This window comes from Wenyingzhuangia marina, assembly GCF_900130035.1.
GTDB classification, from domain to species: Bacteria; Bacteroidota; Bacteroidia; order Flavobacteriales; family Flavobacteriaceae; genus Wenyingzhuangia; species Wenyingzhuangia marina.
In genome coordinates, this window is the sequence record NZ_FQXQ01000005.1 from 98,050 (window position 1) to 123,421 (window position 25,372).

Consider the following 25,372-nt stretch of genomic DNA (forward strand, 5'->3'; position numbering starts at 1 on the left):
ACTTATGCAAATATACTAAAATTACGTAGATATTAAGTATATATACGTAGTTTTGGGAGATTGATTTTGTTTAAATTTTAAATGGTTGGTAATAAGATTGTTGTTGTCTTGATTTTATGAGGTTTTGTTAATGTTAGATTAAGTGAAAAAGCCCGAGCAAAATGCTCGAGCCTTTAACACTGAATAATTAAGGAATAATTACTGAATATTTTTATAAAAATTTAGGTTTGATAATTAACATTAGCCAAGCCCAGTTTTGAGTGTCTTTTGCTCCAACAATAGAGTCTGGTTCAAAGAATTGAGAATAACCTCCAACTAATTTAAATCCTTTGAATCCTTTAGCAACTACTAAGTCTAATTCAGACCCTAATTCAGATCCAGTACCATCTAAATCTTCTACTTCAGAAAAGTTGTGGTATTTTAAACTTACCGCAGCACCTGCAATTTTACTAGATACACTAGCATTTAAATCGTTTAAACCTCCTGCATTTCCATGATTTCCTACGTAAAATCTATCCATCAAACCATTAAATTTATGGTTAGTTCCGTATAATGGGAAGAATGCGGCAGAATCGTCAGTTTTTCCAGAAATAGTTTCGTATCCTAAACCAAAAGTAACTTTATCTAATTTATATCCTAGATCTAAACTAGCTAAATATGCTCCATCAATAGTAACATCTGCTCCACCTACGTTTCTGTTTCCGTTTTGTAAATAAGCATTTGCACTAGCAGTAAAAGCCCCTGTTTTGTAGTCTAAATGTGCACCAGCAGTTTTTATGGTTGATTTGTTTTCAGTTCCTGCTTGATGAGTGGTTACTAAACCTAATAAAGAAATGTTTAAGCTTCCATAAGTTTTATTAATTCTTAGAAATCCCATATCTCTGTAAGAAAATAATGTAGCAGATGGGTAAATAGTACCTGCGTAAGTGTTTAAAGAACCTCCTAAGTCTAAATTGTACCCATCGTTACTATATTTAAAAACAGCAGCATCGTGAGTTCTTGCTTGTTGAGCCCAGCCTAATCCTCCTAAAATTCTTTGATCGTCATAAGATAATGGTTGGCGACCTACTTTTAGGCTACCACCTTCAAATAAATTAATATTAGCCCAGGCTTCTTGAAATCTTAAATTACCATTTCCTGTAGCAGATATTTGTGTTCTGTCTCCATAAAAGAATACTTCTTGTACGCCTAAGTACAATGTGTAGGAGTCATTTTTGTATGTAGCATTAAGAGCTGCTCTTACCGATGTTTTAATAAATGATTCAGATCCTACAGGAGCAGTGCTTCCTCCTGGTGTTGCGGGTGATGCAGTAAATGGTCCTCCGCTTCCACCTAATTCTGTTCGTGGTCTAAATTCTCCAGTTAATGAGAAGCTTGGTTTTTCTTCCTGTGCGTTTGCTACTGATGAAAAGGCAAAAGCAGCGATTAATAATGATTTAGTGAATTTCATAATTAAGTTTGTTAAGTTGTTTGTTGATTATTTCTTCGCTATTAAAAACGAAATAGTTAAAAAGTGGTTTAGTGTTCTAAAAAGTCAATTAGATGTTTTCTGTATTTGTAGTAATCATCATGTTCTAAAATGGCTTTTCTTGTTCTGGGTCTTTCAAACTCAATAGGGAGTACGTCTCCAATTTTGGCTTTAGGACCGCTGGTCATCATGACAACTCTGTCTGCTAAAAAAATAGCTTCATCAACATCATGTGTAATCATTACTGCAGTAATTTTTTCTTTGTTCCAAACATCAATCAATACATCTTGTAGTTGACCTCTGGTTAAAGAATCTAACATTCCAAAAGGCTCATCTAGTAAAAGCACTTTTGGTTTGATAGCAAATGCTCTTGCAATACCAACTCTTTGTTGTTCTCCTTGAGATATTTCAGAAGCTCTTTTGTTAAAAGAACTTTCCATTCCTACTTTGTGTAAGTAGTATTTACAAATGTCTTCTTTTTGTTTTTTAGTGGCGTGGGGGTAAACTTTTTTTACTCCTAACATTACATTTTCCATGGTGGTTAGCCATGGCATTAAGCTTGGAGCTTGAAAAATAACACCTCTGTCTGGTCCAGGACCTTTAATACTGCTTCCTAATACTGAAATTTTACCTCCGGAAATTTCATTTAATCCAGCCATCATAGATAGCATGGTTGTTTTTCCACATCCTGAGTGACCAATAATTGTAATGAACTCTTCTTTTTTAATTTGTAGGTTTAGGTTTTCTAATACTACATAATCACCTTTTGGGGTAGGGTATACTTTTTTTAGATCTATCAAATCTAACATCACTTCGTTAGATGGGAATTTCTCTATTTCTGGGTTGTGTATTAATTGGTTCATGTTTTTAGTTTTTAATTAGTATCCCATCTAAAGTCCTTGGGTTGAATGTCTGGGAGTTCGTAACTAGAAGTGCTTTTGGCTGCTTGTTTTTCTCCAAGATCCATTAAATATTCAATGATTTTGATGCGAGTTTTTTTATACTCTTCATTATCATTAAGGGCTGTTTTGTTTCTTGGTCTTTCAATATTTATTTTAAACTCAGGTCCAAGGGTTGCGTTGGGTCCTGGCTTTAAAGGAATAATTCTGTCTGCCATGTACATTGCTTCATCAACGTCGTTAGTGATTAATAAAGCGGTACGTTTGTTAACTTCCCAAATTTTAAGAATTTCATCTTGTAAATTTCCACGAGTCAAAGCATCTAAAGCTCCTAGTGGTTCGTCCATAATAATCATTTCTGGATTCATTGATAATGCTCTGGCTACAGAAACACGTTGTCTCATTCCTCCTGACAATTCTTTTGGATATTTGTTTAAAGCGTGGGTTAATCCTACCATTTCAACATGTTCTTTTACACGTACATCTTTTTCTTGTTTTGATGCTTTTGGAAAAGCTTCTTGAATTGCCATATCAATATTTTGATAAACGGTCAGCCAAGGCAAAAGAGAATAGTTTTGAAAAATAACTCCTCTTTCGTGGCTTGTGTCTTCTACGGGCTTTCCTTTAAAAATAACTTCTCCTTCGGTTGGTTTTAGTAGTCCGTTAATAAGATTTACTAAAGTTGTTTTTCCACTCCCTGAGAATCCTACAATGGCTACAAATTCTCCTTCTTCAATGTTAAGGTTAATGTTGTCTAGAATTTCTCCCTTGTCCTCCTTTGTTGGATTGTAGGTTTTGTATATGTTCTTGAGTTCTAATATGGCCATGATATTTAGTTTTAATGATTCTTAAATGGTCTCTTTTTCAAAAGAAACTAAGTTTTGAATAAATAACATGATTCTGTCTAAAGCAAATCCAATGAAACCAATAACAAACATGGCAACAATTATTTTTGAGTTAGAATCCATGGCTCCATTTTGGAATTCCTCCCATACAAATGACCCTAATCCAGGAGATTGAGCAAGTAATTCAATTGCGATTAATACCATCCATGCTACTGATAAAGTAATACGTAAGCCCGTAAAAATTAAAGGTAATGATGCAGGTAAAATCACTTTAAATATTTTTTGAAGAGGTCTTAATCTTAATACTTTAGCTACATTAATATAATCGGTATTTACTGATGAAACTCCCATAGCAGTGTTTACTAAGGTTGCCCACATGGAACACAATCCTACAGAGATGAATGAAATGATAAATGAACTGTCACTATCAGAATTTTTAGTTAAGGTTTTTACAATCATGAAAACTAATAATAACCATACAACAGGTGATACAGGTTTAAAAATTTGAATAATCCAGTTGATAGATCCTCTTAAGGTTTTACTTAATCCAAGTACAATACCAATAGGAACTGCAATAAAAAGGGCTAATAAAAAACCTGCAAAAACCGTTTTTAAACTTGTTTTAATCTGGTCTACAAATGAAGGCCTTCCGGTGTATGTAATGGCTCTTTTACCTTGTGCTACACGTTTTTTATTCATTTCAAAAGTTTTCTCAGCAAACGCTTCTTTGTCAGCAGAAATTTGTTTGTGGTCTTCTAGTAAAACTTGATATGCCGCATAAACTTGGCTAGGTGATGGCAATGTGTTTGGTTGACAGTTAGCATCTCCTGATTCCATACATGCTTTTAGCTTTGCTGCAGCCTCCTCACCTTGGTTTCTTGTTGCTGCTTCAATTTTATACTCAGCCTCTTTATTATATAAAGAAGTAGATCCTAGTTGCCAAAGTCCAATAAAGATGAATACAGATGCAATAGGTGCAACTATTTTTCTCATTACTTCTCTAGTGTTTTTTTTAGGTTCTTCTTTATTGATTAAACGTATTAGCGGTTCTAAAAACCCTAGTCCAATAAATTTAATTCCTCTGATGATTGAATCTTTCATGATGTGCTATTTTCCTTAATGCTTCCTTAGTTGTTCAGTAATGTATATCAGGGATTGGGTATCCCTGATATGGGTTCTCTTTTAAGTAGATTAGTCTTTGTTTCCTATTTTGAAAGAGTTGATGTATCCGATAGGGTCTTTACCATCATATTTATTCCCGTCAATAAAATCTGTTGTTGCTGGTTTATATCCATCAGTTTCTGGAATATCTGATGCAGGAATTTTTCCTTCTGCAACTAATAAGTCAGCAGCTTTTTTCCAGATATCAGGACGGTAAATGTCTTTAGCTTTTTTAGCGTACCATTCAGCTGGTTTTGTCTCGGGAATTTGTCCCCATCTTCTCATTTGAGTTAAGAACCATACTGCATCAGAATAGAATGGATAAGTTGCGTTGTAACGGTAGAATACGTTAAAGTCTGGCATTGCACGTTTGTCATCTTTTTCGAATTCAAAAGTTCCAGTCATTGAGTTTGCTAATACAGCTTCATCAGCACCAACATATTGTGGCATCGATAGTATTTTTACGGCTTCAGCTCTGTTTCCAGGAGCATCTAACCATTGTCCTGCTCTAATTAATGCTTTGGTTACAGCAATAGCGGTGTTTGGATTTTCTTCTACAAACTTCTTAGTCATTACAAATACTTTTTCTGGATTGTTTTTCCAGATGTCGTAGTTGGTTACAACAGGTACACCAATTCCTTTAGCAACAGCTTGTTGGTTCCAAGGTTCTCCTACACAATATCCGTAAATAGTTCCTGCTTCTAAAGTAGCTGGCATTTGTGGTGGAGGCGTTACTGATAATAATACTTCTGCATCAATTTGTCCTTGAATGTTATCTGCAGAATACATCCCTGGATTGATTCCTGCCGCAGCTAACCAATATCTAATTTCGTAGTTATGTGTTGATACAGGAAATACCATTCCCATTTTAAAAGGTTTTCCTTCGTTTTTGTACTGGGTAATAACTGGTTTTAAAGCATCTGCGCTAATTGGGTGAATAGGTTTTCCGTTTCCGTCTTTTTTTACATGTGGCTCCATTCCTTCCCATACTTTGTTAGAAACCGTGATAGCATTTCCATTTAAGTCCATAGAGAAAGGAGTTACCAAAGCTGCCTGACGTCCGAAACCAGCACCTGCAGCAATTGGTTGACCTGCTAACATGTGTGATCCGTCTAATTGACCGTCAATAACACGGTCTAAAATATTTTTCCAGTTAGATTGTGCTTCTACAGAAACAAATAATCCTTCGTCTTCAAAGAAACCTTTTTCTTTTGCAATGGCTAAAGGAGCCATATCTGTTAATTTAATAAAACCAAAAGTTAATTGTGGTTTTTCAATTTCTAATGAAGAGCTAACTTGGGCGACATCACTTGTTTTGGTGGTTTCCTTTTTTTTCTTGTTTCCACATGATGCTAACATAAATGCTGCAGCAATCAAAGTAGAGGCTTTAAAGAATGTAATTTTCATGTTGATTAATTTAAGTTAATTACGTATTGATACTTAGTTTTAACAAAGATATATACGTAGTTGGTTTACGTAAACCTTGTTTAGGCATCTGTAATTAGGTTTTTAGGCATAAAAAAAACTGCCGATAGGCAGTTTTTCAATGTGGATTTAAGTGTTTACGTAGTTTTTAACTATCTAGGAAGAAATTGTGTTCAGAGATTTCTTTCTTAAGTTTAGGTACATCTAGTATTTTTATCAATTTAGATTTTGTGTGTATTAGGTGTTCTTTTTTTAAGGCTGATAAAATACGGATTACTTGTTCGTCTGTAGTCCCCGCGTAATCAGCTAGTTCTTTTCTAGATAGCTCAATTCCTATTGCTCCATTCTCTTCACCAAACTTTCTGTATAAGTATAGTAGCATATCTATTACTTTCTCTCTAACTGTCATTTGAGACATGGTTTTTACCTTAGTTTCACTACGGTTTAGCTCTTCTGCATAAAAATGCATAAAATCGAAAGTGACTTTAGGTTCGGATAATAAGATCTCTTTTAGTAGGGCTGTAGAGAAATTACATAATACAGTGTCTTCAAGGGCTGTGGCTCCAATCTTATAAGTTTCACCCATACCAAATCCTCGGTGACCAATTACTTCTCCGTCTTTTGACAGTCTAAGTATTTGTTCTTTTCCGTTGTATCCAGTTTTAATCACTTTTACTTTACCACTATATATAAAGTATAAACCATTAACAGGGGCTCCTTCCATAATGAATTGTCTAGACTTTTTACACTGTATGGTGTGTTTTTGTTCTGTAATCTCAGGGTTTACATTGTTTATATGACCTAAGTTTTTTTTGATTAAGCACGTCTCATTAGTGCAGTTTGTACAGCTATAACTCATAATTCTACGTATTTATACGACAAATTTACTTAATTTTTTGTTAATCTAGGTATTACTACGTATATTTGCCTCGTAGTACAAAGTAAAACAAACTTATTTATATATGAAAACAATTTTAGTAATAGGTAACGGAATGGTAGGTTATAAGTTTTGTGAAAAGCTTATGGCTAAGGCTAAGAGTGGTTATTATAAGGTGATTGTTTTTGGTGAAGAACCAAGGCCTGCTTATGATAGAGTACATTTAAGTGAGTATTTTTCTGATCAAAATGCTGAGCGATTAAGTATGGCACCAAGATCTTGGTATGAGGAAAATAATATCGAATTAATTACTAATGAACGTGTAACTGACATTCATAGAGCAAGTAAAACCATCACAACTATTAGTGATAAGGAGTATACTTATGATTATTTGATCTTAGCAACAGGGTCTTCTGCTTTTGTTCCTCCAATTTCAGGAATAGAGAAAAAAGGAGTGTTTGTGTATAGAACTATTGAAGATTTAGACGCTACGATGTCTTATGTTGAGGAGATTAAAAAAAACAAACCTAATGGAAAGGCTGCTATTCTAGGGGGAGGGCTTTTAGGTTTAGAGGCTGGAAAGGCAATCATAGATATGGGGCTTAAAACATCGGTAGTGGAGTTTGCACCAAGATTAATGCCGAGACAGTTAGATGGAGATGCTAGTAAAGTGTTGCAAAGAAAATTAGAAGACTTAGGAATAGATATATTATTAAATAAAGGAACACAGAATATTGAAGGGCAAGATTCAATAACAGGGATGAAGTTTTCTGAAGAGGAAACACTTCCTGTGGATATGTTATTGGTTTCTGCAGGGATTCGTCCAAGAGATGAGTTGGCTAAAACTTGTGGTTTGGATGTTGGAACTCGTGGTGGAATTGTTGTTACCAACGATATGAAAACTTCAGATGATAGTATTTATGCTATTGGTGAGTGTGCTTTGTTAAATCATATGATTTATGGTTTGGTAGCTCCGGGGTATGACATGGCGGGTGTTGCTGTAGATCAAATACTAGGAGGAGATGCTTTAATGCCAACAGCAATTGACATGTCTACGAAATTAAAATTAAGTGGAATTGATGTAGCCAGTTTTGGTGATGCGTTAAATGAAGCAAAGGAAAGTGAGTCTATTGTATATGAAAATAAGTTCCAAGGGATTTACAAAAAAATCAATGTATCTAAAGATGGTAAAAAATTATTAGGAGGTATTTTGGTTGGGGATGCAAGTGATTATAATATGTTGCATCAAATATTCTTAAACGGAATGGCGATTCCAGAAAATCCTGAAGATTTAATTTTAGGAGCACGTGGAGGAGAAGAGGCCTCTTTTGGATCGGCTTTGGATTTACCAGATTCAGCGGTAGTTTGTTCTTGTGAGGCGGTAACAAAAGGAGCAATTTGTTGCAAAGTAAATGATGAAGGAATGACTACTTTAAAAGAAGTAGCAGCAGCAACTAAAGCAACTACAGGTTGTGGAGGATGTAAACCAATGGTTACCGATTTAATTAACGAATCATTAAAAGCGCAAGGGGTAACTGTAAAGGAAACTGTTTGTGATCATTTTGATTATTCTCGTCAAGAATTATATGATATTGTTAAGTTAAAAGGAATTAAAACTTTTGATGAGTTAATTAGTTCTCATGGAAAAGGAAAATTAGGTTGTGAAACATGTAAGCCTGTAGCTGCATCATTATTTGCGAGTATTTATGCAGATACAGGAAATGATCACAATGTGATTCAAGACTCAAATGATAAATTTTTAGCTAACATTCAAAGAAATGGTACTTATTCTGTAGTGCCAAGAGTAGCTGGAGGAGAAATCACTCCAGAGCAATTAATTGTATTGGGACAAATTGGTAAAAAATACGATTTGTATACAAAGATCACAGGAGGAGCTCGTATTGACTTTTTTGGAGCAGAGTTGCATGAATTACCCTTGATTTGGAAAGATTTAATTGATGCTGGTTTTGAATCGGGTCATGCCTATGGAAAATCTTTACGTACAGTTAAATCTTGTGTAGGTTCTACTTGGTGTCGTTATGGTATGGATGAATCTGTATCTTTTGCTATTGAAATTGAGAATAGATACAAAGGGTTAAGGTCACCACATAAAATTAAAGGAGGAGTTTCTGGTTGTATTCGTGAATGTGCAGAGGCTAGAGGAAAAGATTTTGGAATTATTGCTGTAGAAGGTGGTTGGAATTTATATATCGGTGGTAACGGAGGGGCTACTCCAAGACATGCTCAGTTGTTGGCAGAGAAAATTACCAATGAAGAAGTGATTAGATATACTGATAGATTTTTAATGTACTATATAAAAACAGCAGGGCCATTAGTAAGAACTGCAGCGTGGTTAGATAAAATAGAAGGAGGAATTGAGCATGTAAAAGATGTGGTGATTAATGATTCTTTAGGTTTGTGTGAGCAGTTAGATAATGATATGGCTGGTTTGGTAGATGCTTATAAATGTGAGTGGAAAGAAGCTATTGAGAATATTGATGAACAAAATAATCGTTTTGCACATTTTGTAAACTCTAATGAAAGTGATGAAACTATTGAGTTTGTATCTCTAAGAGATCAAAAAATGCCAAAACTTTGGGCTTAATTGGTAATCCTTAAAAATTTAAAAAGATGAATTCAATTTTAGAAAATTATAAATCATTAGCAGAGTCAGAAGTTACTACATGGTTCAAAGCAGCTCCAGTTAGTAAGTTTCCTGAGAACGGAGGAGCGTGTGTAAAAGTAAATGATAAACAAATAGCTGTATTTAACTTTACAGCAGAAGGTAAATGGTATGCATCACAAAACGTGTGTCCACATAAAATGGAAATGGTATTGTCAAGAGGTATGATAGGAGAGGATTGCGGAACTCCTAAAATAGCATGTCCACTACATAAAAAGACTTTTTCTCTTGAAACAGGAGAGAATTTAAACGGAGAAGATTATTCAATAGCTGTTTTTCCAGTAAAAATTGAAGATGGATTCGTTTATATCGGTACTCGTTAATAAATAATTTATTTATTAATAAGTTTGTTTTATACTCAACGAAGCTCGATGGAAACATCGAGCTTTTTTAATTATTGTAAGAGTAAATTTATGCTGCTTTAGAAATTTTTTGTTGTAACAACATAAATTGTTCAGGAACTAGATTTCTTTTTGCTTCGTTAAAAGTGGCTACGTAAAAGTAAGGATTGTGTTTCTTTGCTTTCAAAATCAATTCGAAATACTGAGTGTAAGTAAGTTTTTTCATAGGATTATGGTTTTTTGAGTTAATATTTTGAGTTTTTCTTTTTCATAAAGTTATTAATTATCTGTGTTTGGAGGACTGTTTTTATACAGGGATAAAAACTGCTTTATGTCAGTAAGGTGTTGTTTTTAAGTAGGTTGATAATTTTTTTTGTCTGGTGTATAAGCCTGTTTTTTGATGGTTTTTGTATGTGAAAACTTTTCCCCACTATATAAGTAGGAATTGTATATTTGTGTAAATGTTATCAAAGAAAACAAAATACGGTATTAAGGCATTGACTTATTTGGCCAAGCGAAAAGAGAATTGTCCTGTGCAAATTTCTGAGATCGCAGGTCATGAAAATATATCTGTAAAGTTTTTAGAAAGGATACTTTTAGAGTTGAGAAAAGCAGGTGTGTTAGATTCTAAAAAAGGAAAAGGTGGAGGGTATTTTTTGGCTCGTTTGCCAAAAGATATTCCAATGACAGATATTATTCGTACTTTAGAAGGGCCTATTGCAATGGTGCCTTGTGTATCTCTTAATTTTTATAAAAAATGTGATGATTGCAAAAGTGAAGAAGTTTGTGCGGTGAACAAATTAATGATACAAGTAAGAGATAGTTCGTTGCAAGTCTTTAAAAATACATCATTACAGGATTTAATAAATTACTAAATATGGCTTTTATCAAAGTGTTTTCAGGTAGCGTTGTTGAGGTTCAACATGTAAGACAATTATTACAAGATCAAGGTATTGAACCTATTGTAAAAGACAATACTACTTCGGCTAGTGTTGCTGGTTTTGGGGCTGTAATGCCAGATTTTCAAGAACTTTATGTGCATTCTGATCAAGAGTCAGAGGTCAAAGAAATCATTTCTTCTTTAAAATAAATCTCAGTAATTCTTATTGTAAATAAGAACTCTTATTACTGTTAATTTTATTACCCTACTAAATTTGTAGATTTTTATGTTTTTTGTTGTGAGCATCTAATAAAAACTTTATCTTTGCTGCCTACTTATTTTAATTTCCTACTTATTAAGTAGGGTAATAGGTGAAAAGATTTAAAGAAAATGGTAACAGAGAAAATTTTTAATAAAGATGGAGATAGTAGTTATGCTACATCTGTGTCTTCAGAAAAGCCGATTCGTAGTGTAGTAAAAGCTGTGAGTTGGAGAATGATAGGTAGTTTAGATACCTTAATCATATCTTGGATTGCTACTGGTGATGTAAAAACAGCAACATCAATTGCATCTATAGATCTTTTCACAAAAATGATTTTATACTTTTTTCACGAACGCATTTGGAATGCAATAAAATGGGGGAAATAATGAGTAAGCGATTTACAGATCAAGAAATAGCACAATTTAATACTGAGTTGGAAGGAAAATTACCAGAAGAAATTGTGGCATGGGCCATTATACATGCAAAAAAACCAGTAGTTACCACTAATTTTAGACCATATGAAGGAGCTATTCTTCATGCAGTAACTAGTGTAAAGCCAAGTATTGATGTAATTTGGTGTGATACAGGATATAACACTCGTAATACTTACAAGCACGCAGAGGAGTTAATCAAATTGTTAGATTTAAATATCGATTTGTATGTGCCAAAACAAACTTCTTCTCATAGAGATGCAATTATGGGAATTCCTCAAATTGAGGATCCAATGCATAAAGAGTTTACAGAACAAGTAAAGTTAGAGCCTTTTAGAAGAGCGATGGCTACACATCAACCAGATGTATGGTTTACCAACTTAAGAAAAGGACAAACTGCTTTTAGAGATTCTATTAATGTGGTTTCTCAAGGAGAAGATGGAATTTTAAAAGTAAGTCCTTTTTATAATTACACAGATGAGCAATTAGATGCTTATTTAGAAGAAAATAAGATTCCAAACGAACACAAGTATTTTGATCCTACAAAAGTGTTAGGAAACAGAGAGTGTGGGTTGCACAATTAAAAAAGTACAGAGTACAAAGTATTCAGTACATAGTTAAAAAATAAAATAGAAGTTGTTAGTCTTAGTACTCAGTACTAATTACTTAATACTAAATAAAGAAATGAACGAATTAAGAGTAAATACATTAGAAAGTGAAGCAATCTATATTTTAAGAGAGGTAGCGGCACAATTTGAAAAACCAGTATTGTTATTCTCTGGAGGTAAAGATTCTATTACATTGGTAAGATTGGCTCAAAAAGCATTCTGGCCAGCTAAAATACCTTTCCCATTTTTACACGTAGATACAGGTCATAACTTTCCAGAAACTATTGAGTTTAGAGATCGTTTGGCAAAAGAATTAGGAATAGACTTGATTGTACGTAATGTACAAGATAATATTGATGCTGGTAAAGTAGTAGAAGAAACAGGTAAATACGCTTCTCGAAACATGTTACAAACTGAAACATTGTTAGATGCTATTGAGGAATTTGGTTTTGATGCATGTATTGGAGGAGCTCGTAGAGATGAGGAAAAAGCAAGAGCTAAGGAACGTATTTTTTCAGTTCGTTCTGATTTTGGAGAGTGGGATGAAAAAAACCAACGTCCAGAATTATTCGATTTATTAAACGGTAAAATAGAATTAGGTCAAAACGTAAGATGTTTTCCTATTTCTAACTGGACAGAATTAGATGTTTGGTCTTATATAGAAAGAGAAAATATTGAAATTCCATCTATTTATTTTGCACATAAACGTAAAGTATTCTTAAGAGACGGAATGATTTGGTCTGCAGAAGACGATGTAGTATACCGTGCAGAAGATGAAGAAGTACAAGAAATGATGGTCCGTTTTAGAACTGTGGGAGATATGAGTTGTACAGCAGCAGTTTTATCTGATGCGGTTTCTATTTCTAAAGTAGTACAAGAAATTAGAGATTCATCTATTTCTGAACGTGGTGCTCGTATTGATGATAAGCGTTCTGAAGCAGCGATGGAAAAACGTAAACAACAAGGGTATTTTTAGGAAGTACAGAGTAATTAGTACAAAGTACATAGATTAAAAGAATTAAAAAAACACAGAAAGTACACGTAGCCACTGAAACTTAATACTCAGTACTCAGTACTTAATACTATAAGTAAAATGGAAGTTTTAAAAATAGCAACAGCAGGAAGTGTAGATGATGGAAAAAGTACGTTAATCGGACGTATTTTATATGATACACGTTCTTTAACTGATGATAAATTAGAAGCAATTGAGCGTACTAGTAAACAAAAAGGATTTGATTATTTAGATTTTTCTTTGGCTACAGATGGTTTGGTTGCAGAAAGAGAACAAGGAATTACAATTGATGTAGCTCATATTTACTTTTCTACAGCTAAAAAAAGTTACATTATTGCAGACACCCCAGGACATGTAGAATATACTCGTAATATGGTTACAGGTGCTTCTACCTCACAAGCAGCTATTATTTTAGTAGATGCTCGTAACGGAGTAATAGAACAAACATATCGTCACTTTTTTATCAACAACTTGTTAAAAGTAAAAGATATTATTGTAGCAGTAAATAAAATGGATTTGGTAGATTTTGCTCAAGATAAATTTGAAGCCATCAAAGCTGAAATTACTGCGTTGGCAAAAAGAGCAGGTTCTACTCAAAACATCACTTTTATTCCTGTTTCAGCTTTACAAGGAGACAACGTGGTAGATAAATCAGAAAATACACCTTGGTATACAGGAACCACTTTGTTAGAACATTTTGAAGCTTTAGAAGCTCAAGATATTTATGAGGAATCTGTAGCACGTTTACCAGTACAAACGGTAATCCGTCCTAAAAAAGATGAGTTTCACGATTTTAGAGGATATGCGGGTAAATTGTACGGAGGTAGCTTAGCGGTAGGTGATGAGGTAACTGTATTACCATCAAAAACTGCATCTAAAATAAAAGATATTTACTTTTTTGATAAAAAGTACAGTGTTGCAGAAAGAGGAACATCTATCAATATTACTTTAGAAAATGATATCAATATTTCTCGTGGAGATATTGTTGTAAAATCATCAGAATTACCAAGAGAAACAAAAGCTTTAGAGGCTAAAGTTTGTTGGATGGATACTACAAATTTAGTAGTTGGTAAAAAATACTTTTTACAACAAGGAGCTAATGTAATTGCAGCAAAAGTATCTGCAATTAATTCAGTAATTGCTACTGATTTTTCTGGAGAAGCTCCAGCTACGGAATTAAAAATTAACGAGATTGGAAATGTTTCTTTTAAACTAGCCAAAACGTTGTTTTATGATACGTATGCAGAAAACAAAACCACAGGATCTTTTATTTTAATAGACCCTCAAACAAATAATACATCAGGAGCTGGATTTATTCAATAAAAATTTAGTTTGTAAAGTTTCAAGTTATCAAGTTCTGAAAGTAAAGAGCCTTTTAACTTTCAACTTTTAAACCTTAAAACTCATTAAGACATGCAAAGTTTTAGATCAGAAATAGAAAACCCAATCGTTCAAAAAGATATTATTGAACTAGGAGATAAAATTCAACAGTTTTATGATGGTAAAATTGATGAAGAAAAATTTAGAAGTTTACGTTTAGCTCGTGGAGTTTACGGTCAACGTCAGTTTGGTGTACAAATGATTCGTATCAAATTGCCATATGGTAAAGTAACTTCAGATCAGTTGTTAAGAATTTGTAACGTTTCAGAAGAATATTCTAGAGGACGTTTACACATTACCACTCGTCAAGATATTCAAATTCACTATGTGAGTTTAGATAGAACTCCTGAGTTATGGGCTGAGTTAGAAAAGAGTGATATTACTTTACGTGAAGCTTGTGGAAACGCAGTACGTAACGTAACTGCTTCTCCAGATGCCGGAATCAATCCAGAAGAACCATTTGATGTAACTCCATATGCACATGCAGTATTTCAATTTTTCTTACGTAACCCAATTTGTCAAGAATTAGGACGTAAGTTTAAAGTTTCTTTCTCTTCTGCAGATGATGATTCAGCTTTGTCTTACATGCATGATATAGGTTTTATCGCTAAAATTAAAGTAATAGATGGTAAACCTGTAGTTGGATTTAAAGTAATGTTAGCTGGTGGATTAGGTTCTCAACCTCGTTTGGCTGATGTAGCTCATGAATTCTTAGCATCAGATAAAATTATTCCTTACATGGAATCTATTTTACGTGTATTTGATAGATACGGTGAACGTTCTAAGAGAGCAAAAGCACGTTTAAAATTCTTAGTAAAAGATTTAGGTTTTGAAGCTTTTAACGAATTGGTTGCTAAAGAACAATTAGCATTATCTAATCAATCTGTAGCCATTAGCACAGAAGGTTTTGATAACAATCCAAATGTGTCAGGAATAGTAGCACCAGAAGTTACTATTGATAATGTAGCAGCATACGAAGCATGGAAAGCAAACAATGTATTTGCTCAAAAGCAAGAAGGTTTATTCGCTATTGGAATTAAAGTAAATATTGGAGATTTCTATTTGCCAGAAGCAAGAGCTTTGGCAGCTTTAATTAAAGAATACGCAGCAGATGAATTAAGATTTACGCTACGTCAAAATATATTGGTTCGTCACGTACGTGAGGACTTATTGCCTTTCTTTTATACCAAATTAAAAGAATTAGGATTTACAGATTTAGGATACGAAGCGGTTGCGGATATTACTGCTTGTCCTGGAACAGATACTTGTAATTTAGGAATTGCTTCTTCTACAGGAGCAGCTCAAAAATTAGGAGAAGTTTTAAAAGCTGAATATCCAGAATTTGCAAACGATTCTGATTTAGTGATTAAAATTTCTGGATGTATGAATGCTTGTGGACAGCACAACTTGTGTAACATTGGTTTCCAAGGAATGTCTATAAAATCAGGAAAATTAGTAGCTCCAGCTTTACAAATTTTGTTAGGAGGAGGAACCTTAGGAAATGGAGAAGGTAGAATTGCAGATAAAGTAATTAAAATACCATCTAAGAGAGGACCAGAGGCTTTAAGATTGATCTTAAATGACTATATAGAAAATTCTGGAGGAGTTGATTTTATCGAATACTACGATGAAAAAGGAGGTCAAAAATATTTCTACGATTTCTTAAAACCATTATCTAGTACTGATGATTTAGTGGATGCTGACTTCATCGACTGGGGATCTGAAGAAAAGTACGAAACGGCTGTTGGAGTTGGAGAATGTGCTGGGGTTGTAATTGATTTAGTAGCTACTTTATTATACGATTCTAAAGATAAATTAAACAATGCTAAAGAAGCTTTAGAAGCGGGAAAATTAAGTGATGCTATTTATTTTGCATATAGTTCAATGGTACACACAGCCAAAGCTATTTTAACTGCAGAAGGAACCAAAACGAATACACACAATAAAATTATTTCTGACTTTAACGAAATTTTTGTGCAAGGAGGTAAAATTGATTTGGGAACTGATTTTGAATCATACATTTATCAAATCAATCAAAATGCACAATCTACAGAGTTTGCAAAATCATACATTGCAGATGCTGATAAGTTTTACAATTTAGTAGATGCTTACAGAGCAGCAGAATTGGCAGAATAATTAAGAAATAAAAAGTTAAGATTGAAGATTTGATTAATTTTGAATCTTCAATCTTAAAATAAAAAATACATGAGCGGTAAATTAACATTAGTAGGAGCGGGACCTGGAGATCCAGAGTTGATTACGCTAAAAGGAGTGAGAGCTCTTAAAGAAGCTGATGTTGTGTTATACGATGCCTTGGCAAATGAGGAATTGTTGCAGTATGCAGAGAATGCAGAAAAAATCTTTGTGGGAAAACGAAGAGGAATGCACAAATTCATTCAAGAAAAAATCCAAGAGTTAATTGTAGAACATGCTTCTCAAGGAAAACATGTAGTACGCTTAAAAGGAGGTGATCCTTTTATTTTTGGTCGTGGAGCCGAAGAGTTAAAATACGTGTTAGAAAAAGGAATTGATTTTGAAATAGTATCTGGAGTAACTTCTGCTATTGCAGCCCCTGCTAGTTACGGAATTTCATTAACCCAAAGAGGAGTGAATGAAAGTTTTAGAGTAATTACGGGAACTACTTCGGATTTAGAGTTAAGTAATGATATAGAAGCAGCAGCAAAATCTAACGTAACCATTGTGGTGTTAATGGGTATGAGCAAGTTAGAAAAAATTGTAAATGCTTTCATCAAACAAGGAAAAACAGAAATTCCTGTTGCTATTATTGAAAATGGAACCAAAGATATTGAACGTTTGGCTATTGGAAATATCAGTACCATTTTAGAAATCATCAATCAAAAAGGTTTAACCAATCCATCAATGATTGTAATTGGTGAAACTGTAAAACAAAGTGAAGTATTGTATCAATACTTATTAAAGAAAAAAGGACAAACAATTTAATGGAAAAGAATCAATTATATCCAGTGTTTTTAAAAGTTACAGCCCTAAATACATTAATTGTAGGAGGGGGAAATGTGGCTTTAGAGAAACTATCTTTTCTCTTAAAATCGAGTCCAGATGCTAAGGTAACCATGATTTCTCCTTTTTTTAGAGAAGAAACTATTGCTAAAGCAAAAGAAGGTAAAGTAAGAATGGTGGTAGGGAATTATGATGCAAGTATGTTAGAAGGAAAGCATATTGTAATTGCTACGACCGATGTTCCTGCTGTAAATTTAAAAGTTTACAATGATTGTAAAGAGCGTGCTATTTTGGTAAACTTGGCAGACAATCCTCCGTATTGTGATTTTTATATGGGTGGAATTGTAACCAAAGGAAATGTAAAAATTGGAATTTCTACCAATGGAAAATCTCCAACCATGGCAAAGCGTTTACGTCAGTTTTTTGAATCTGTATTGCCAGAAAACATTGATGATTTGGCTGAATATTTAAACAAATACAGAGATACCATTAAGGGAGACTTTGAAGAAAAAGTTGAAAAAATGAACGAGTTTACCAAAGGATTGGTAGCCGATGTTAAAAAGAAGATAAAAGAGTAAAAAGTAGTGATTGATTGGAAAAATATTCTCATTTTTGCAATCGTTATTTAAAATGATAATAAATAAAAAAGTAAGGTAATGATTAAAACAGATATCTTAATCATCGGAGCAGGACCAGTGGGTATGTTTGCGGTATTCGAAGCAGGTTTATTAAAATTACACTGTCACTTAATTGATGCATTGGCACAACCAGGAGGACAATGTTCTGAAATTTATCCTAAAAAACCTATTTATGATATTCCGGCTTATCCAGAGGTATTAGCAGGAGATTTGATTGATAACTTAGCAGAGCAAATCAAACCTTTTGAGCCAGGATATACTTTAGGTGAAAGAGCTGAAACTATTGAAAAATTAGAAGACGGAACTTTTAAAGTTGTTACAAATAAAGGAACAGAGCACTATGCTCCAACAGTATTTATTGCTGGAGGATTAGGGTCTTTTGAACCACGTAAACCGCCTATCAAGGAATTGGTTGATTTTGAAGACAATGGAGTAGAATATATCATCCGTGATCCAGAATTATACCGTGACAAGCGTGTGGTAATTTCGGGAGGTGGAGATTCTGCTTTAGATTGGTCTATCTTTTTATCAGATGTAGCTAGCGAAGTATCTTTAGTTCACCGTAGAAATGAATTTAGAGGAGCTTTAGATTCAGTTGAAAAAGTAGCTGAATTGTCTAAATCAGGAAAAATTAACTTGATTACAGATGCTGAGGTGAAAGGAATTAGTGGAGATGGAAAAGTAGAGTCTGTTACTATTAAGCATAAAACAGAAGGTGATATTGTTAAAGAATGTGATCACTTTATTCCATTATTCGGATTGTCTCCTAAATTAGGGCCTATTGCAGATTGGGGATTAGAGATTGAGAAAAATGCCATTGTTGTAAACAATGCGTTAGACTACTCTACCAACATTCCTGGTATTTTTGCTATTGGAGATGTCAATACATATCCTGGTAAATTAAAATTAATCCTTTGTGGTTTCCACGAAGCTACCATTGCAGTACAATTTGCTTATAACATTATCAACCCTGGTAAGCGTTATGTAATGAAATATACTACTGTGAATGGAGTTGAAGGATTTGATGGAGAAAAGAAAGAAGCTAAAAAAGCGGTGGTAAAAAGCATGTAATTTTAGACTTATTATAAAATTAAAAAACCTCAAAAGCCAAAGCTTTTGAGGTTTTTTATTGCTGTAAACTTTTATGTTTTTAAATGGCTGATGATAATATTATAGCCATCAGGATCTTGAATTAAAATACCGTTTTTAGCCCAGTATGGATTTTTGGGCACACTCAATGAGATGTTATTTTGGTGAATGTTTTTAAGAATTAGAGAATATTCTTTTTCATTCTGTGGATAAAAAACAAATAAATCATCTTCATCAAAAGTATGTTGGGCTTTGTGTTTAGAAATTGTGAATTCTAGATGCCAATCACACTCTTGTTTACCAATAAAAACGCCATCATAACCATCGTGATTTTTAAAACTTCCTAAGAGTTCAAGGTTTAAAACATCAACATAAAATTTTGATATTACTTCTAAATTATGGGTGTGTCTGGCTGCTCTAAAAATCATTTTTAATTACTGTTTACTCATTTCCATAATTAATTCTGTTTCATCTAAATGAAACAGAATTTTATTGTTTTTATTTTTTACAATAATTCCCATGATGGAATATTGGTTTTGTTTGTTCCCAATTTTAATATGTTGATTATTTTCTTCAAATATCCAGTTGGCATTGTTAGATTTTTTTGTGAATATTTTAAACATAGGAGTATTAAAACTGGTAGTAATGTTAAATTTTCCATCTTCGTGAAAACTAAAAGTAGCATTTTTAAATCCATCAGACAATGCTTGGAATTGAATATCGTTTGGACTTTGTACAATTTGGTTTACTTTCCATTCTCCAGTAATATCATCTTTGCTTAGGTCTTGTGCAAAAGAAGAAACCCCTATGATAAAAAGGCATAATATAAATAGTGTTTTTTTCATCCAGATTTTTTTAATTGTCCATAAATCGTTCAAATCCGCCAAAAGTAGAACTCTCTCCTTTAGATTTTCCATTTAATCTTGGAGCATGTTGAATAATTCTATCGGCCAACCTAGAGAAAGGTAAACTTTGTAAATACACTTTTCCTGTTCCTTTAATGGTCGCTAAAAAGAGCCCTTCTCCGCCAAAAAACATTGATTTTAAATTTCCAGCTCTTTGGATATTATAATCCAATCCTTGTGTAAAAGCAACAATACATCCGGTATCTACTAAAATGGTTTCATTGTTTAATGTTTTTTCAATTACCGTTCCACCAGCATGTAAAAAAGCCAAGCCATCACCTCTTAGTTTTTGAAGAATAAATCCTTCTCCTCCAAAAAATCCTGTTCCTAATCTTTGACTAAAAGCAATGCTTACTTGAGTTCCTTTGGCAGCACATAAAAAAGCATCTTTTTGACAAATAATTTCATGTCCCATAGTATTTAAATCAATAGGAATAATTGAGCCTGGGTAAGGAGCAGCAAAACTGACTTCCTTTTTCCCAAAACCTACATTGGTAAAATGTGTTAAAAAAATAGATTCTCCGGTTAAGACTCTTTTCCCAACATCTAATAGTTTTCCAAATATGCTTTGGTTGGGTTGTGAGCCATCACCCATTTTGGCTTCAAATTTAATATCTTGATCCATCCAGTTCATAGAACCAGCTTCGGCAATTACTGTTTCTTGAGGATCTAATTCAATAGAAACTACTTGCATATCGTTTCCATGAATGGTGTAATCAATTTTGTGTGAATTCATGTTTTTCTTTTTTAAGTTAATTTTTGATGTAACAGTAAACTTGTGAAAAAGAATTCTCAAATTTATAAGATGAGATTCTTTTACATAGCATCTTAAATTTACTAAAAAAGATTGTTTTTGGGTGTTTTTTCTGATCTCATCTTTTCTATCACAATATTTTTAATAATTAAGCTTTAGGTTGTATCTTTGCACCTCAAATTTAGCATCATAGTTAATTAAAATTCAGTACAATGTCTGATATTACCATTAAGATTAAAGATAGAGAAGGAGTGGTTCATGAGTTACAAGCCCCAACGGATATGGCGATGAACATTATGGAACTTTGTAAGGCTTATGAGTTGCCTGTAGAGGGAACTTGTGGAGGAATGGCTATGTGCGCTTCTTGTCAGTGTTATATTTTATCAGATCATGAATTACCAGAAAAACAAGATGCTGAAGAAGATATGTTAGACCAAGCGTTTTATGTTGAAGACAATTCTCGTTTGGGATGTCAGATACCAATTACAGAAGATTTAGACGGATTAGAAATTGAATTGGCTCCGGAGAGTGAAGTTTAAGTTAAAAGAAAGTTAAAAAGTTTAAAGATAAAAGTTATAAAAAAGCTCAAAACCATTTGGTTTTGAGCTTTTTTAGTATTTAACGCCTGCTAAAATCTTAGTTGCTAGGTGATTGTTTTTAGGAGGAACAGGACAAATATAGTTTTTGTTATATGCACAATATGGATTATATGCTTTGTTAAAATCTAAAGTAATATAGCCCGTATATTCATCAGGAATGGTGGTGTCCATATATCTACCTCCAGGATAAGTAGTTTCCCCGTTACTTAAGTCAGTAAAAGGAATGAATAAATAATTCTCGTATCCTTTTTTCTTTTTTAGTTCCAGACTTTGATAAATACTTAATTGAAATTCTTTGCCATCAATTTTAAAAGTAGCCAATGCATATTGTTGATACGCTTCCGAACTTCCTTTGGTATCTTGAATATAGATTATTGGGGTATTGAATGTAAATTCTAATTTGGCTTTTACCTTGTATTTTTCATTTACAGGAAAAAAAGGTAGCTCTGTAAAGTGTTTTATTTTATTGCGTGGTAAAGGACTTTCGTTTTTGTCTTTAAAATGCTCGTTTAGCTCCTTTCTATGTAGTTTTATTTCGGTTTGGTAATCTTTGTTCTGAGCAATGCTAAAAGTGCTTAGAGATAAGAATATGATTAGTATTTTGTACATAATTATGCTTTTGTAATTCTTGCTAAATAATCGTAATGATTTCCTTCTAAAATCAGTTCACAATTTAAATTGTTATAAACAGCACAACGTTGTAATGTATTGTAATCTACATAAAGCCAATCAAAAGTTTCCGATTGATTTTCTTGATAATTCATCCAAAACTGAACTTCTCCATAATAATCTTTAGTAGCATCAATCCAATGATCTCCGTTTTCATCCTCGTACATGTAAATAATATCAGAAGAATCTATTAAAATTTGACCGTTTGGATTTAAAAAGGTTGACAAATGCATCAAAAAAGGAGCAAGATTGTTTAGTTTACCACAAATACCAGTTCCGTTCATTAATACCAAAATGGTATCAAACTTTTCATCAGAATTGAAATTATAAATATTAGCAACTTCGGCGTTTTTGATACCTCTGTCTTTGGCTACTTCAATGGCTCCTTCCGAAATATCAATGGCTGTAACTTTTAGATTTTTGTTTTGTAAGTACAAAGCATGACTTCCTGCACCACAACCAATATCTAAAGTGTTTCCTTTGGCAAGTTTTAAAGCTTTTTGTTCAATGGCTGGCATTTCATTAAAATCTCTTAATAAATAATCTAAAGGAAGTTCATCTTCTTCGGAAATTGAAGAGTTGGTAAGTAACTTGTCTTTGGTATTTTTATTAAAATAATAAGCTTTTAAAGCAGTTCCTAAAACGTCTTTCATGGGAATTAATTAGAGGAAACAAAGGTACTTTTTTTAAACGAATAGCATAGTTTGTAAAATTAGAATGTAATAATTTAGTGAGTATCCCTTATATCGGTTTGGGTTTGTTATTTTTGGTTTTTGAAAAGAGATAAAATGTTAAACATACCACCAGAAGAGGGAGATTTTTATACCAACGAAAAAGGGTACCGTGTTTTTACAGAACAATATCATTTAAAAAGAGGATATTGTTGTAAAAGTGGTTGCAAACATTGTCCGTATGGTTATGATAAAAAAACTGATTCGTTTAAAAAGTAAATAGATTATGAAAAAAATAATAGTGTTTGTAATGGTTCTTGGTTTGTCTAGTTGTGCAGAATTGTCACAAATCGTAAACAATCTACCTGTAAGTACACAAAATATTAGCAATTTAGATATTGCTAATGGTTTAAAAGCAGCCTTGAATGAAGGAGTGAGTGATCAGGTGAGTAAGTTAACCAAAGAAAGAGGTTTTTATAATAATGATTTGGTCCGTATTGCTTTGCCAGAAGATCTACAAAAAATTGATGCAGCCATGAGAAAATATGGTTTGAGTGATTTGGCAGATAAAGGTTTGATTGCTTTAAATGCTACTGCTGAAGATGCTGTAAAAACAGCTACTCCTATTTTTGTAGATGCTATTAAAAATATGAGTTTTACAGATGCTCGTAATATTTTAATGGGTGATAACAAAGCTGCAACCACTTATTTGAATCAAACAACTAACCAAAAATTATATGCTTCTTTTAGTCCTGTGATTAAAAAATCTTTTGATAAAGTTGGTGCTGCTGATATTTGGAATACCATTATTACCAAATACAATCAAATTCCTTTTGTAAATAAAGTAAATCCAGATTTAACAGATTATGTAACCACTCAAGCTTTGGATGGCGTTTATACCATGATTGCTGTTGAAGAGCAAAAAATTAGAACGGATATATCTGAACGATCAAGTACGCTATTGAAAAGAGTATTTGCTTTGCAGGATAATAAGTAAGAGTCTTTTATAACGATAAAAACATCTCAGCTCCGCTCGATGACCTTAAGATTAAGCCGTTCGAGCGGAGTCGAGAACTCATATTTTAATTTAAATGAAGAGTCTACTTTATTTAAAGGTACTCAATGTAATTCTTTCTCTTAAAGATTTAAAATAATCAAAAGATTTTAAGAGTCTAGAACCAAACCAGCTAAACATTTCGCCATCTACATAAATAGCACTGGCATGATGGGTAAAACGTCCCATTTCAAACACGTGATTGTCTTTAAAAGGAAAAGGTTCTGAAGAAAAGAACACAAAATCAGGATCTCCTTCTAATCTTATTCTTTTAGCTTCAATGGTTGGATAAATCTCTTTTTTGTTTTTATAAATATTATCAAATTTATTTAGCGTTAATAAAGAGTTGATAAAAGTATTATTTCCTGCTGCCATCCATGGATTATACCAAATAAAATAAGCTGCTTTTTTAACTTCAAAATCTTTAATAAACCATTTAAAATCATCTAACTTTAAGTTGATTTTATGGTTGATTAATTGGGCATCAACCCTACGGTTTAACATCAAGCCTATTTTGGTAATCATACGAATAGTATCATCGATATCTTGAACTACTGTTACATAAACTTGAGTGAATTCTTGTAATTGTTTTACAATTTCTGGACTGTTTTCTTCTTTGTTGCAAAAAATGATATCCGGTTTTAGTTCTTTTATTTTATCAATTTTAGCATCTTTGGTGCCACCAACAATGGTTTTGGTATGTTTAAAATGGACTGGATGTACACAGAACTTTGTAATTCCTACAATATTGTCTTCTAGGTTTAAATCGTAAAGAGTTTCCGTAATAGAAGGCACTAAAGAAACAATTTTCTTAGGTGTTTTTTCAAACGTTAATTCGTTACCTAAATCATCAAAAAAAGTCATTAGGCAATATTATTGTCGGCTAAAATACTAGCCATTTGTTCTTGAAGTTTTTTAGCTTCTATTTGTGCTGCATTGGCAAAATCGGTTCCGTTACTAGCATAAATAATTCCTCTAGAAGAGTTGATTAATAAACCAATATTTTCTTTGTTGATACCATATTCGCAAACACCTTCTAAACTTCCTCCTTGAGCACCAACTCCAGGAACCAATAAAAAGCTATTTGGAGCAATTTTTCTAATTCCTTTAAAGTATTCTGCTTTGGTTGCTCCTACTACAAACATTAAGTTTTCTGAATTGTTCCATGTTAAAGAAGTTTTAATAACTTCTTTGTACAAAGGTTCTTTGTTGGTTAAATCTTTTCCTTGAAAGTCTAATCCTCCTTTGTTAGAAGTCAAAGCTAACATAATGGTGAACTTATCTTTAAAGGCTAAAAAAGGTTCTACAGAATCACTTCCCATATATGGAGCTACAGTTACGGAGTTAAAATTTAAATCTTCAAAAAAAGCTTTGGCATACATGGTAGAAGTATTTCCAATATCTCCACGTTTTGCATCAGCAATGGTAAAAATTTCAGGATAATTTTGGTTGATATAATTGATGGTTTTGTCTAAAGATTGCCACCCTTTAATTCCATAAGCCTCATAGAAAGCAGTATTTGGTTTGTAGGCAACTGTTAAGTGATGAGTAGCATCAATAATTTGTTTGTTAAACTCAAAAATTGGATCTTCTGTGTTTAATAAATGTGATGGGATTTTAGACATATCAACATCTAAACCTACACATAAAAAAGATTTTTTCTTTTTAATTTCTCCAACCAAATCTGTAATTGTCATCTGTATATTTTTTACCGTTTTTCTAAGCTGTAAAAATACAGATAT

Annotated in this window: 29 protein-coding genes; 15 read left to right on the plus strand and 14 right to left on the minus strand. The window is 33.0% G+C overall.

Translation table 11 applies throughout. From position 1 onward, the window contains the following. Nucleotides 1-211: 211 nt before the first annotated feature. The 6 genes from BUB70_RS11785 to BUB70_RS11810 form a co-directional block, all read right to left on the minus strand. Entirely contained in the window at nucleotides 212-1,450 is a 1,239-nt protein-coding gene (locus tag BUB70_RS11785) for an alginate export family protein (protein WP_073121857.1), read from the minus strand. 68 nt (nucleotides 1,451-1,518) lie between these two features. Beyond that, complete coding sequence (locus BUB70_RS11790; protein ID WP_073121859.1) at nucleotides 1,519-2,331, minus strand: ABC transporter ATP-binding protein; 813 nt, start codon at nucleotides 2,329-2,331, stop codon at nucleotides 1,519-1,521. An 11-nt stretch (nucleotides 2,332-2,342) separates the two neighbouring features. Next, the gene (locus tag BUB70_RS11795; RefSeq protein ID WP_188351969.1) at nucleotides 2,343-3,194 is read right to left on the minus strand and encodes an ABC transporter ATP-binding protein; all 852 of its coding nucleotides are present in this window, start codon (nucleotides 3,192-3,194) and stop codon (nucleotides 2,343-2,345) included. Nucleotides 3,195-3,215: 21 nt separating this feature from the next. Continuing rightward, nucleotides 3,216-4,313: an ABC transporter permease gene (locus BUB70_RS11800; protein WP_073121862.1), complete on the minus strand. Its 1,098-nt coding sequence runs from the start codon at nucleotides 4,311-4,313 to the stop codon at nucleotides 3,216-3,218. A gap of 90 nt (nucleotides 4,314-4,403) precedes the next feature. Beyond that, a complete protein-coding gene (locus BUB70_RS11805) occupies nucleotides 4,404-5,780 on the minus strand; it encodes a CmpA/NrtA family ABC transporter substrate-binding protein (RefSeq protein ID WP_073121863.1) in 1,377 nt (458 codons plus the stop codon). A 166-nt stretch (nucleotides 5,781-5,946) separates the two neighbouring features. Continuing rightward, nucleotides 5,947-6,657 (minus strand): Crp/Fnr family transcriptional regulator, encoded by a 711-nt coding sequence (locus BUB70_RS11810; RefSeq protein WP_073121864.1) that lies wholly within the window; start codon nucleotides 6,655-6,657, stop codon nucleotides 5,947-5,949. Between the two features lie 103 nt (nucleotides 6,658-6,760). On the opposite strand from BUB70_RS11810, the gene nirB reads away from it, so the two are divergent. Both nirB and nirD read left to right on the plus strand, forming a co-directional pair. Further along, on the plus strand, nucleotides 6,761-9,280 hold the full coding sequence (gene nirB / locus BUB70_RS11815) for a nitrite reductase large subunit NirB (protein ID WP_073121866.1): 2,520 nt from the start codon (nucleotides 6,761-6,763) through the stop codon (nucleotides 9,278-9,280). A 26-nt stretch (nucleotides 9,281-9,306) separates the two neighbouring features. Next, the gene (gene nirD / locus BUB70_RS11820) at nucleotides 9,307-9,681 is read left to right on the plus strand and encodes a nitrite reductase small subunit NirD (RefSeq protein WP_073121868.1); all 375 of its coding nucleotides are present in this window, start codon (nucleotides 9,307-9,309) and stop codon (nucleotides 9,679-9,681) included. Between the two features lie 88 nt (nucleotides 9,682-9,769). Here the strand turns inward: nirD and BUB70_RS14110 are convergent, their stop codons facing one another. Continuing rightward, nucleotides 9,770-9,925, minus strand: a complete 156-nt coding sequence (locus BUB70_RS14110) for a hypothetical protein (protein ID WP_159431430.1) — start codon at nucleotides 9,923-9,925, stop codon at nucleotides 9,770-9,772. A 235-nt stretch (nucleotides 9,926-10,160) separates the two neighbouring features. On the opposite strand from BUB70_RS14110, the gene BUB70_RS11825 reads away from it, so the two are divergent. The 10 genes from BUB70_RS11825 to BUB70_RS11870 all read left to right on the plus strand — a co-directional run bounded on the left by BUB70_RS11825 (nucleotide 10,161) and on the right by BUB70_RS11870 (nucleotide 18,960). Continuing rightward, on the plus strand, nucleotides 10,161-10,574 hold the full coding sequence (locus BUB70_RS11825) for an RrF2 family transcriptional regulator (protein WP_073121869.1): 414 nt from the start codon (nucleotides 10,161-10,163) through the stop codon (nucleotides 10,572-10,574). 2 nt (nucleotides 10,575-10,576) lie between these two features. Further along, entirely contained in the window at nucleotides 10,577-10,789 is a 213-nt protein-coding gene (locus BUB70_RS11830) for a putative signal transducing protein (RefSeq protein WP_073121870.1), read from the plus strand. Between the two features lie 180 nt (nucleotides 10,790-10,969). Further along, complete coding sequence (locus tag BUB70_RS11835) at nucleotides 10,970-11,227, plus strand: DUF2061 domain-containing protein (protein WP_073121872.1); 258 nt, start codon at nucleotides 10,970-10,972, stop codon at nucleotides 11,225-11,227. After that, the gene (locus BUB70_RS11840; RefSeq protein WP_073121874.1) at nucleotides 11,227-11,856 is read left to right on the plus strand and encodes a phosphoadenosine phosphosulfate reductase domain-containing protein; all 630 of its coding nucleotides are present in this window, start codon (nucleotides 11,227-11,229) and stop codon (nucleotides 11,854-11,856) included. Before BUB70_RS11835 ends, BUB70_RS11840 begins: the two co-directional genes overlap by 1 nt. 100 nt (nucleotides 11,857-11,956) lie before the next feature. Continuing rightward, entirely contained in the window at nucleotides 11,957-12,856 is a 900-nt protein-coding gene (gene cysD / locus BUB70_RS11845; RefSeq protein WP_073121876.1) for a sulfate adenylyltransferase subunit CysD, read from the plus strand. 117 nt (nucleotides 12,857-12,973) lie between these two features. Continuing rightward, on the plus strand, nucleotides 12,974-14,215 hold the full coding sequence (locus BUB70_RS11850) for a sulfate adenylyltransferase subunit 1 (RefSeq protein WP_073121878.1): 1,242 nt from the start codon (nucleotides 12,974-12,976) through the stop codon (nucleotides 14,213-14,215). 90 nt (nucleotides 14,216-14,305) lie between these two features. Further along, nucleotides 14,306-16,408: a HEPN domain-containing protein gene (locus tag BUB70_RS11855; RefSeq protein WP_073121880.1), complete on the plus strand. Its 2,103-nt coding sequence runs from the start codon at nucleotides 14,306-14,308 to the stop codon at nucleotides 16,406-16,408. Nucleotides 16,409-16,477: 69 nt separating this feature from the next. Next, nucleotides 16,478-17,233 (plus strand): uroporphyrinogen-III C-methyltransferase, encoded by a 756-nt coding sequence (gene cobA / locus BUB70_RS11860; RefSeq protein WP_073121881.1) that lies wholly within the window; start codon nucleotides 16,478-16,480, stop codon nucleotides 17,231-17,233. Continuing rightward, nucleotides 17,233-17,829: a precorrin-2 dehydrogenase/sirohydrochlorin ferrochelatase family protein gene (locus tag BUB70_RS11865; protein WP_073121883.1), complete on the plus strand. Its 597-nt coding sequence runs from the start codon at nucleotides 17,233-17,235 to the stop codon at nucleotides 17,827-17,829. Before cobA ends, BUB70_RS11865 begins: the two co-directional genes overlap by 1 nt. 78 nt (nucleotides 17,830-17,907) lie before the next feature. Beyond that, nucleotides 17,908-18,960, plus strand: coding sequence for an NAD(P)/FAD-dependent oxidoreductase (locus BUB70_RS11870; RefSeq protein WP_073121884.1), 1,053 nt, complete (start codon nucleotides 17,908-17,910; stop codon nucleotides 18,958-18,960). Between the two features lie 71 nt (nucleotides 18,961-19,031). Here BUB70_RS11870 and BUB70_RS11875 read toward each other — a convergent pair whose 3' ends face one another. Genes BUB70_RS11875 through BUB70_RS11885 form a run of 3 tightly spaced genes read right to left on the minus strand, consistent with a single transcriptional unit; the run spans nucleotide 19,032 to nucleotide 20,619 of the window. Then, entirely contained in the window at nucleotides 19,032-19,406 is a 375-nt protein-coding gene (locus BUB70_RS11875) for a VOC family protein (RefSeq protein ID WP_073121886.1), read from the minus strand. A gap of 6 nt (nucleotides 19,407-19,412) precedes the next feature. Beyond that, the gene (locus tag BUB70_RS11880; RefSeq protein WP_073121888.1) at nucleotides 19,413-19,823 is read right to left on the minus strand and encodes a lipocalin family protein; all 411 of its coding nucleotides are present in this window, start codon (nucleotides 19,821-19,823) and stop codon (nucleotides 19,413-19,415) included. Nucleotides 19,824-19,833: 10 nt separating this feature from the next. Beyond that, nucleotides 19,834-20,619, minus strand: a complete 786-nt coding sequence (locus tag BUB70_RS11885; RefSeq protein ID WP_073121890.1) for a TIGR00266 family protein — start codon at nucleotides 20,617-20,619, stop codon at nucleotides 19,834-19,836. A gap of 230 nt (nucleotides 20,620-20,849) precedes the next feature. Here BUB70_RS11885 and BUB70_RS11890 point away from each other — a divergent pair, with 230 nt between their 5' ends. Beyond that, the gene (locus BUB70_RS11890; protein ID WP_073121892.1) at nucleotides 20,850-21,176 is read left to right on the plus strand and encodes a 2Fe-2S iron-sulfur cluster-binding protein; all 327 of its coding nucleotides are present in this window, start codon (nucleotides 20,850-20,852) and stop codon (nucleotides 21,174-21,176) included. Between the two features lie 72 nt (nucleotides 21,177-21,248). On the opposite strand, the gene BUB70_RS11895 is transcribed toward BUB70_RS11890, so the two are convergent. After that, entirely contained in the window at nucleotides 21,249-21,845 is a 597-nt protein-coding gene (locus tag BUB70_RS11895; protein ID WP_073121894.1) for a DUF1684 domain-containing protein, read from the minus strand. Between the two features lie 2 nt (nucleotides 21,846-21,847). Further along, nucleotides 21,848-22,558, minus strand: coding sequence for a class I SAM-dependent methyltransferase (locus BUB70_RS11900; protein ID WP_073121896.1), 711 nt, complete (start codon nucleotides 22,556-22,558; stop codon nucleotides 21,848-21,850). A 135-nt stretch (nucleotides 22,559-22,693) separates the two neighbouring features. On the opposite strand from BUB70_RS11900, the gene BUB70_RS14115 reads away from it, so the two are divergent. Next, nucleotides 22,694-22,855, plus strand: a complete 162-nt coding sequence (locus tag BUB70_RS14115) for a C1orf53 family protein (RefSeq protein ID WP_159431431.1) — start codon at nucleotides 22,694-22,696, stop codon at nucleotides 22,853-22,855. Nucleotides 22,856-22,862: 7 nt separating this feature from the next. Continuing rightward, nucleotides 22,863-23,573, plus strand: a complete 711-nt coding sequence (locus tag BUB70_RS11905; protein WP_073121898.1) for a DUF4197 domain-containing protein — start codon at nucleotides 22,863-22,865, stop codon at nucleotides 23,571-23,573. Nucleotides 23,574-23,681: 108 nt separating this feature from the next. Here the strand turns inward: BUB70_RS11905 and BUB70_RS11910 are convergent, their stop codons facing one another. Both BUB70_RS11910 and pyrF read right to left on the minus strand, forming a co-directional pair. Beyond that, complete coding sequence (locus BUB70_RS11910) at nucleotides 23,682-24,494, minus strand: ABC transporter substrate-binding protein (RefSeq protein WP_073121900.1); 813 nt, start codon at nucleotides 24,492-24,494, stop codon at nucleotides 23,682-23,684. Beyond that, entirely contained in the window at nucleotides 24,494-25,327 is an 834-nt protein-coding gene (gene pyrF / locus BUB70_RS11915) for an orotidine-5'-phosphate decarboxylase (RefSeq protein ID WP_073121902.1), read from the minus strand. Before pyrF ends, BUB70_RS11910 begins: the two co-directional genes overlap by 1 nt. Nucleotides 25,328-25,372 lie beyond the last annotated feature (45 nt).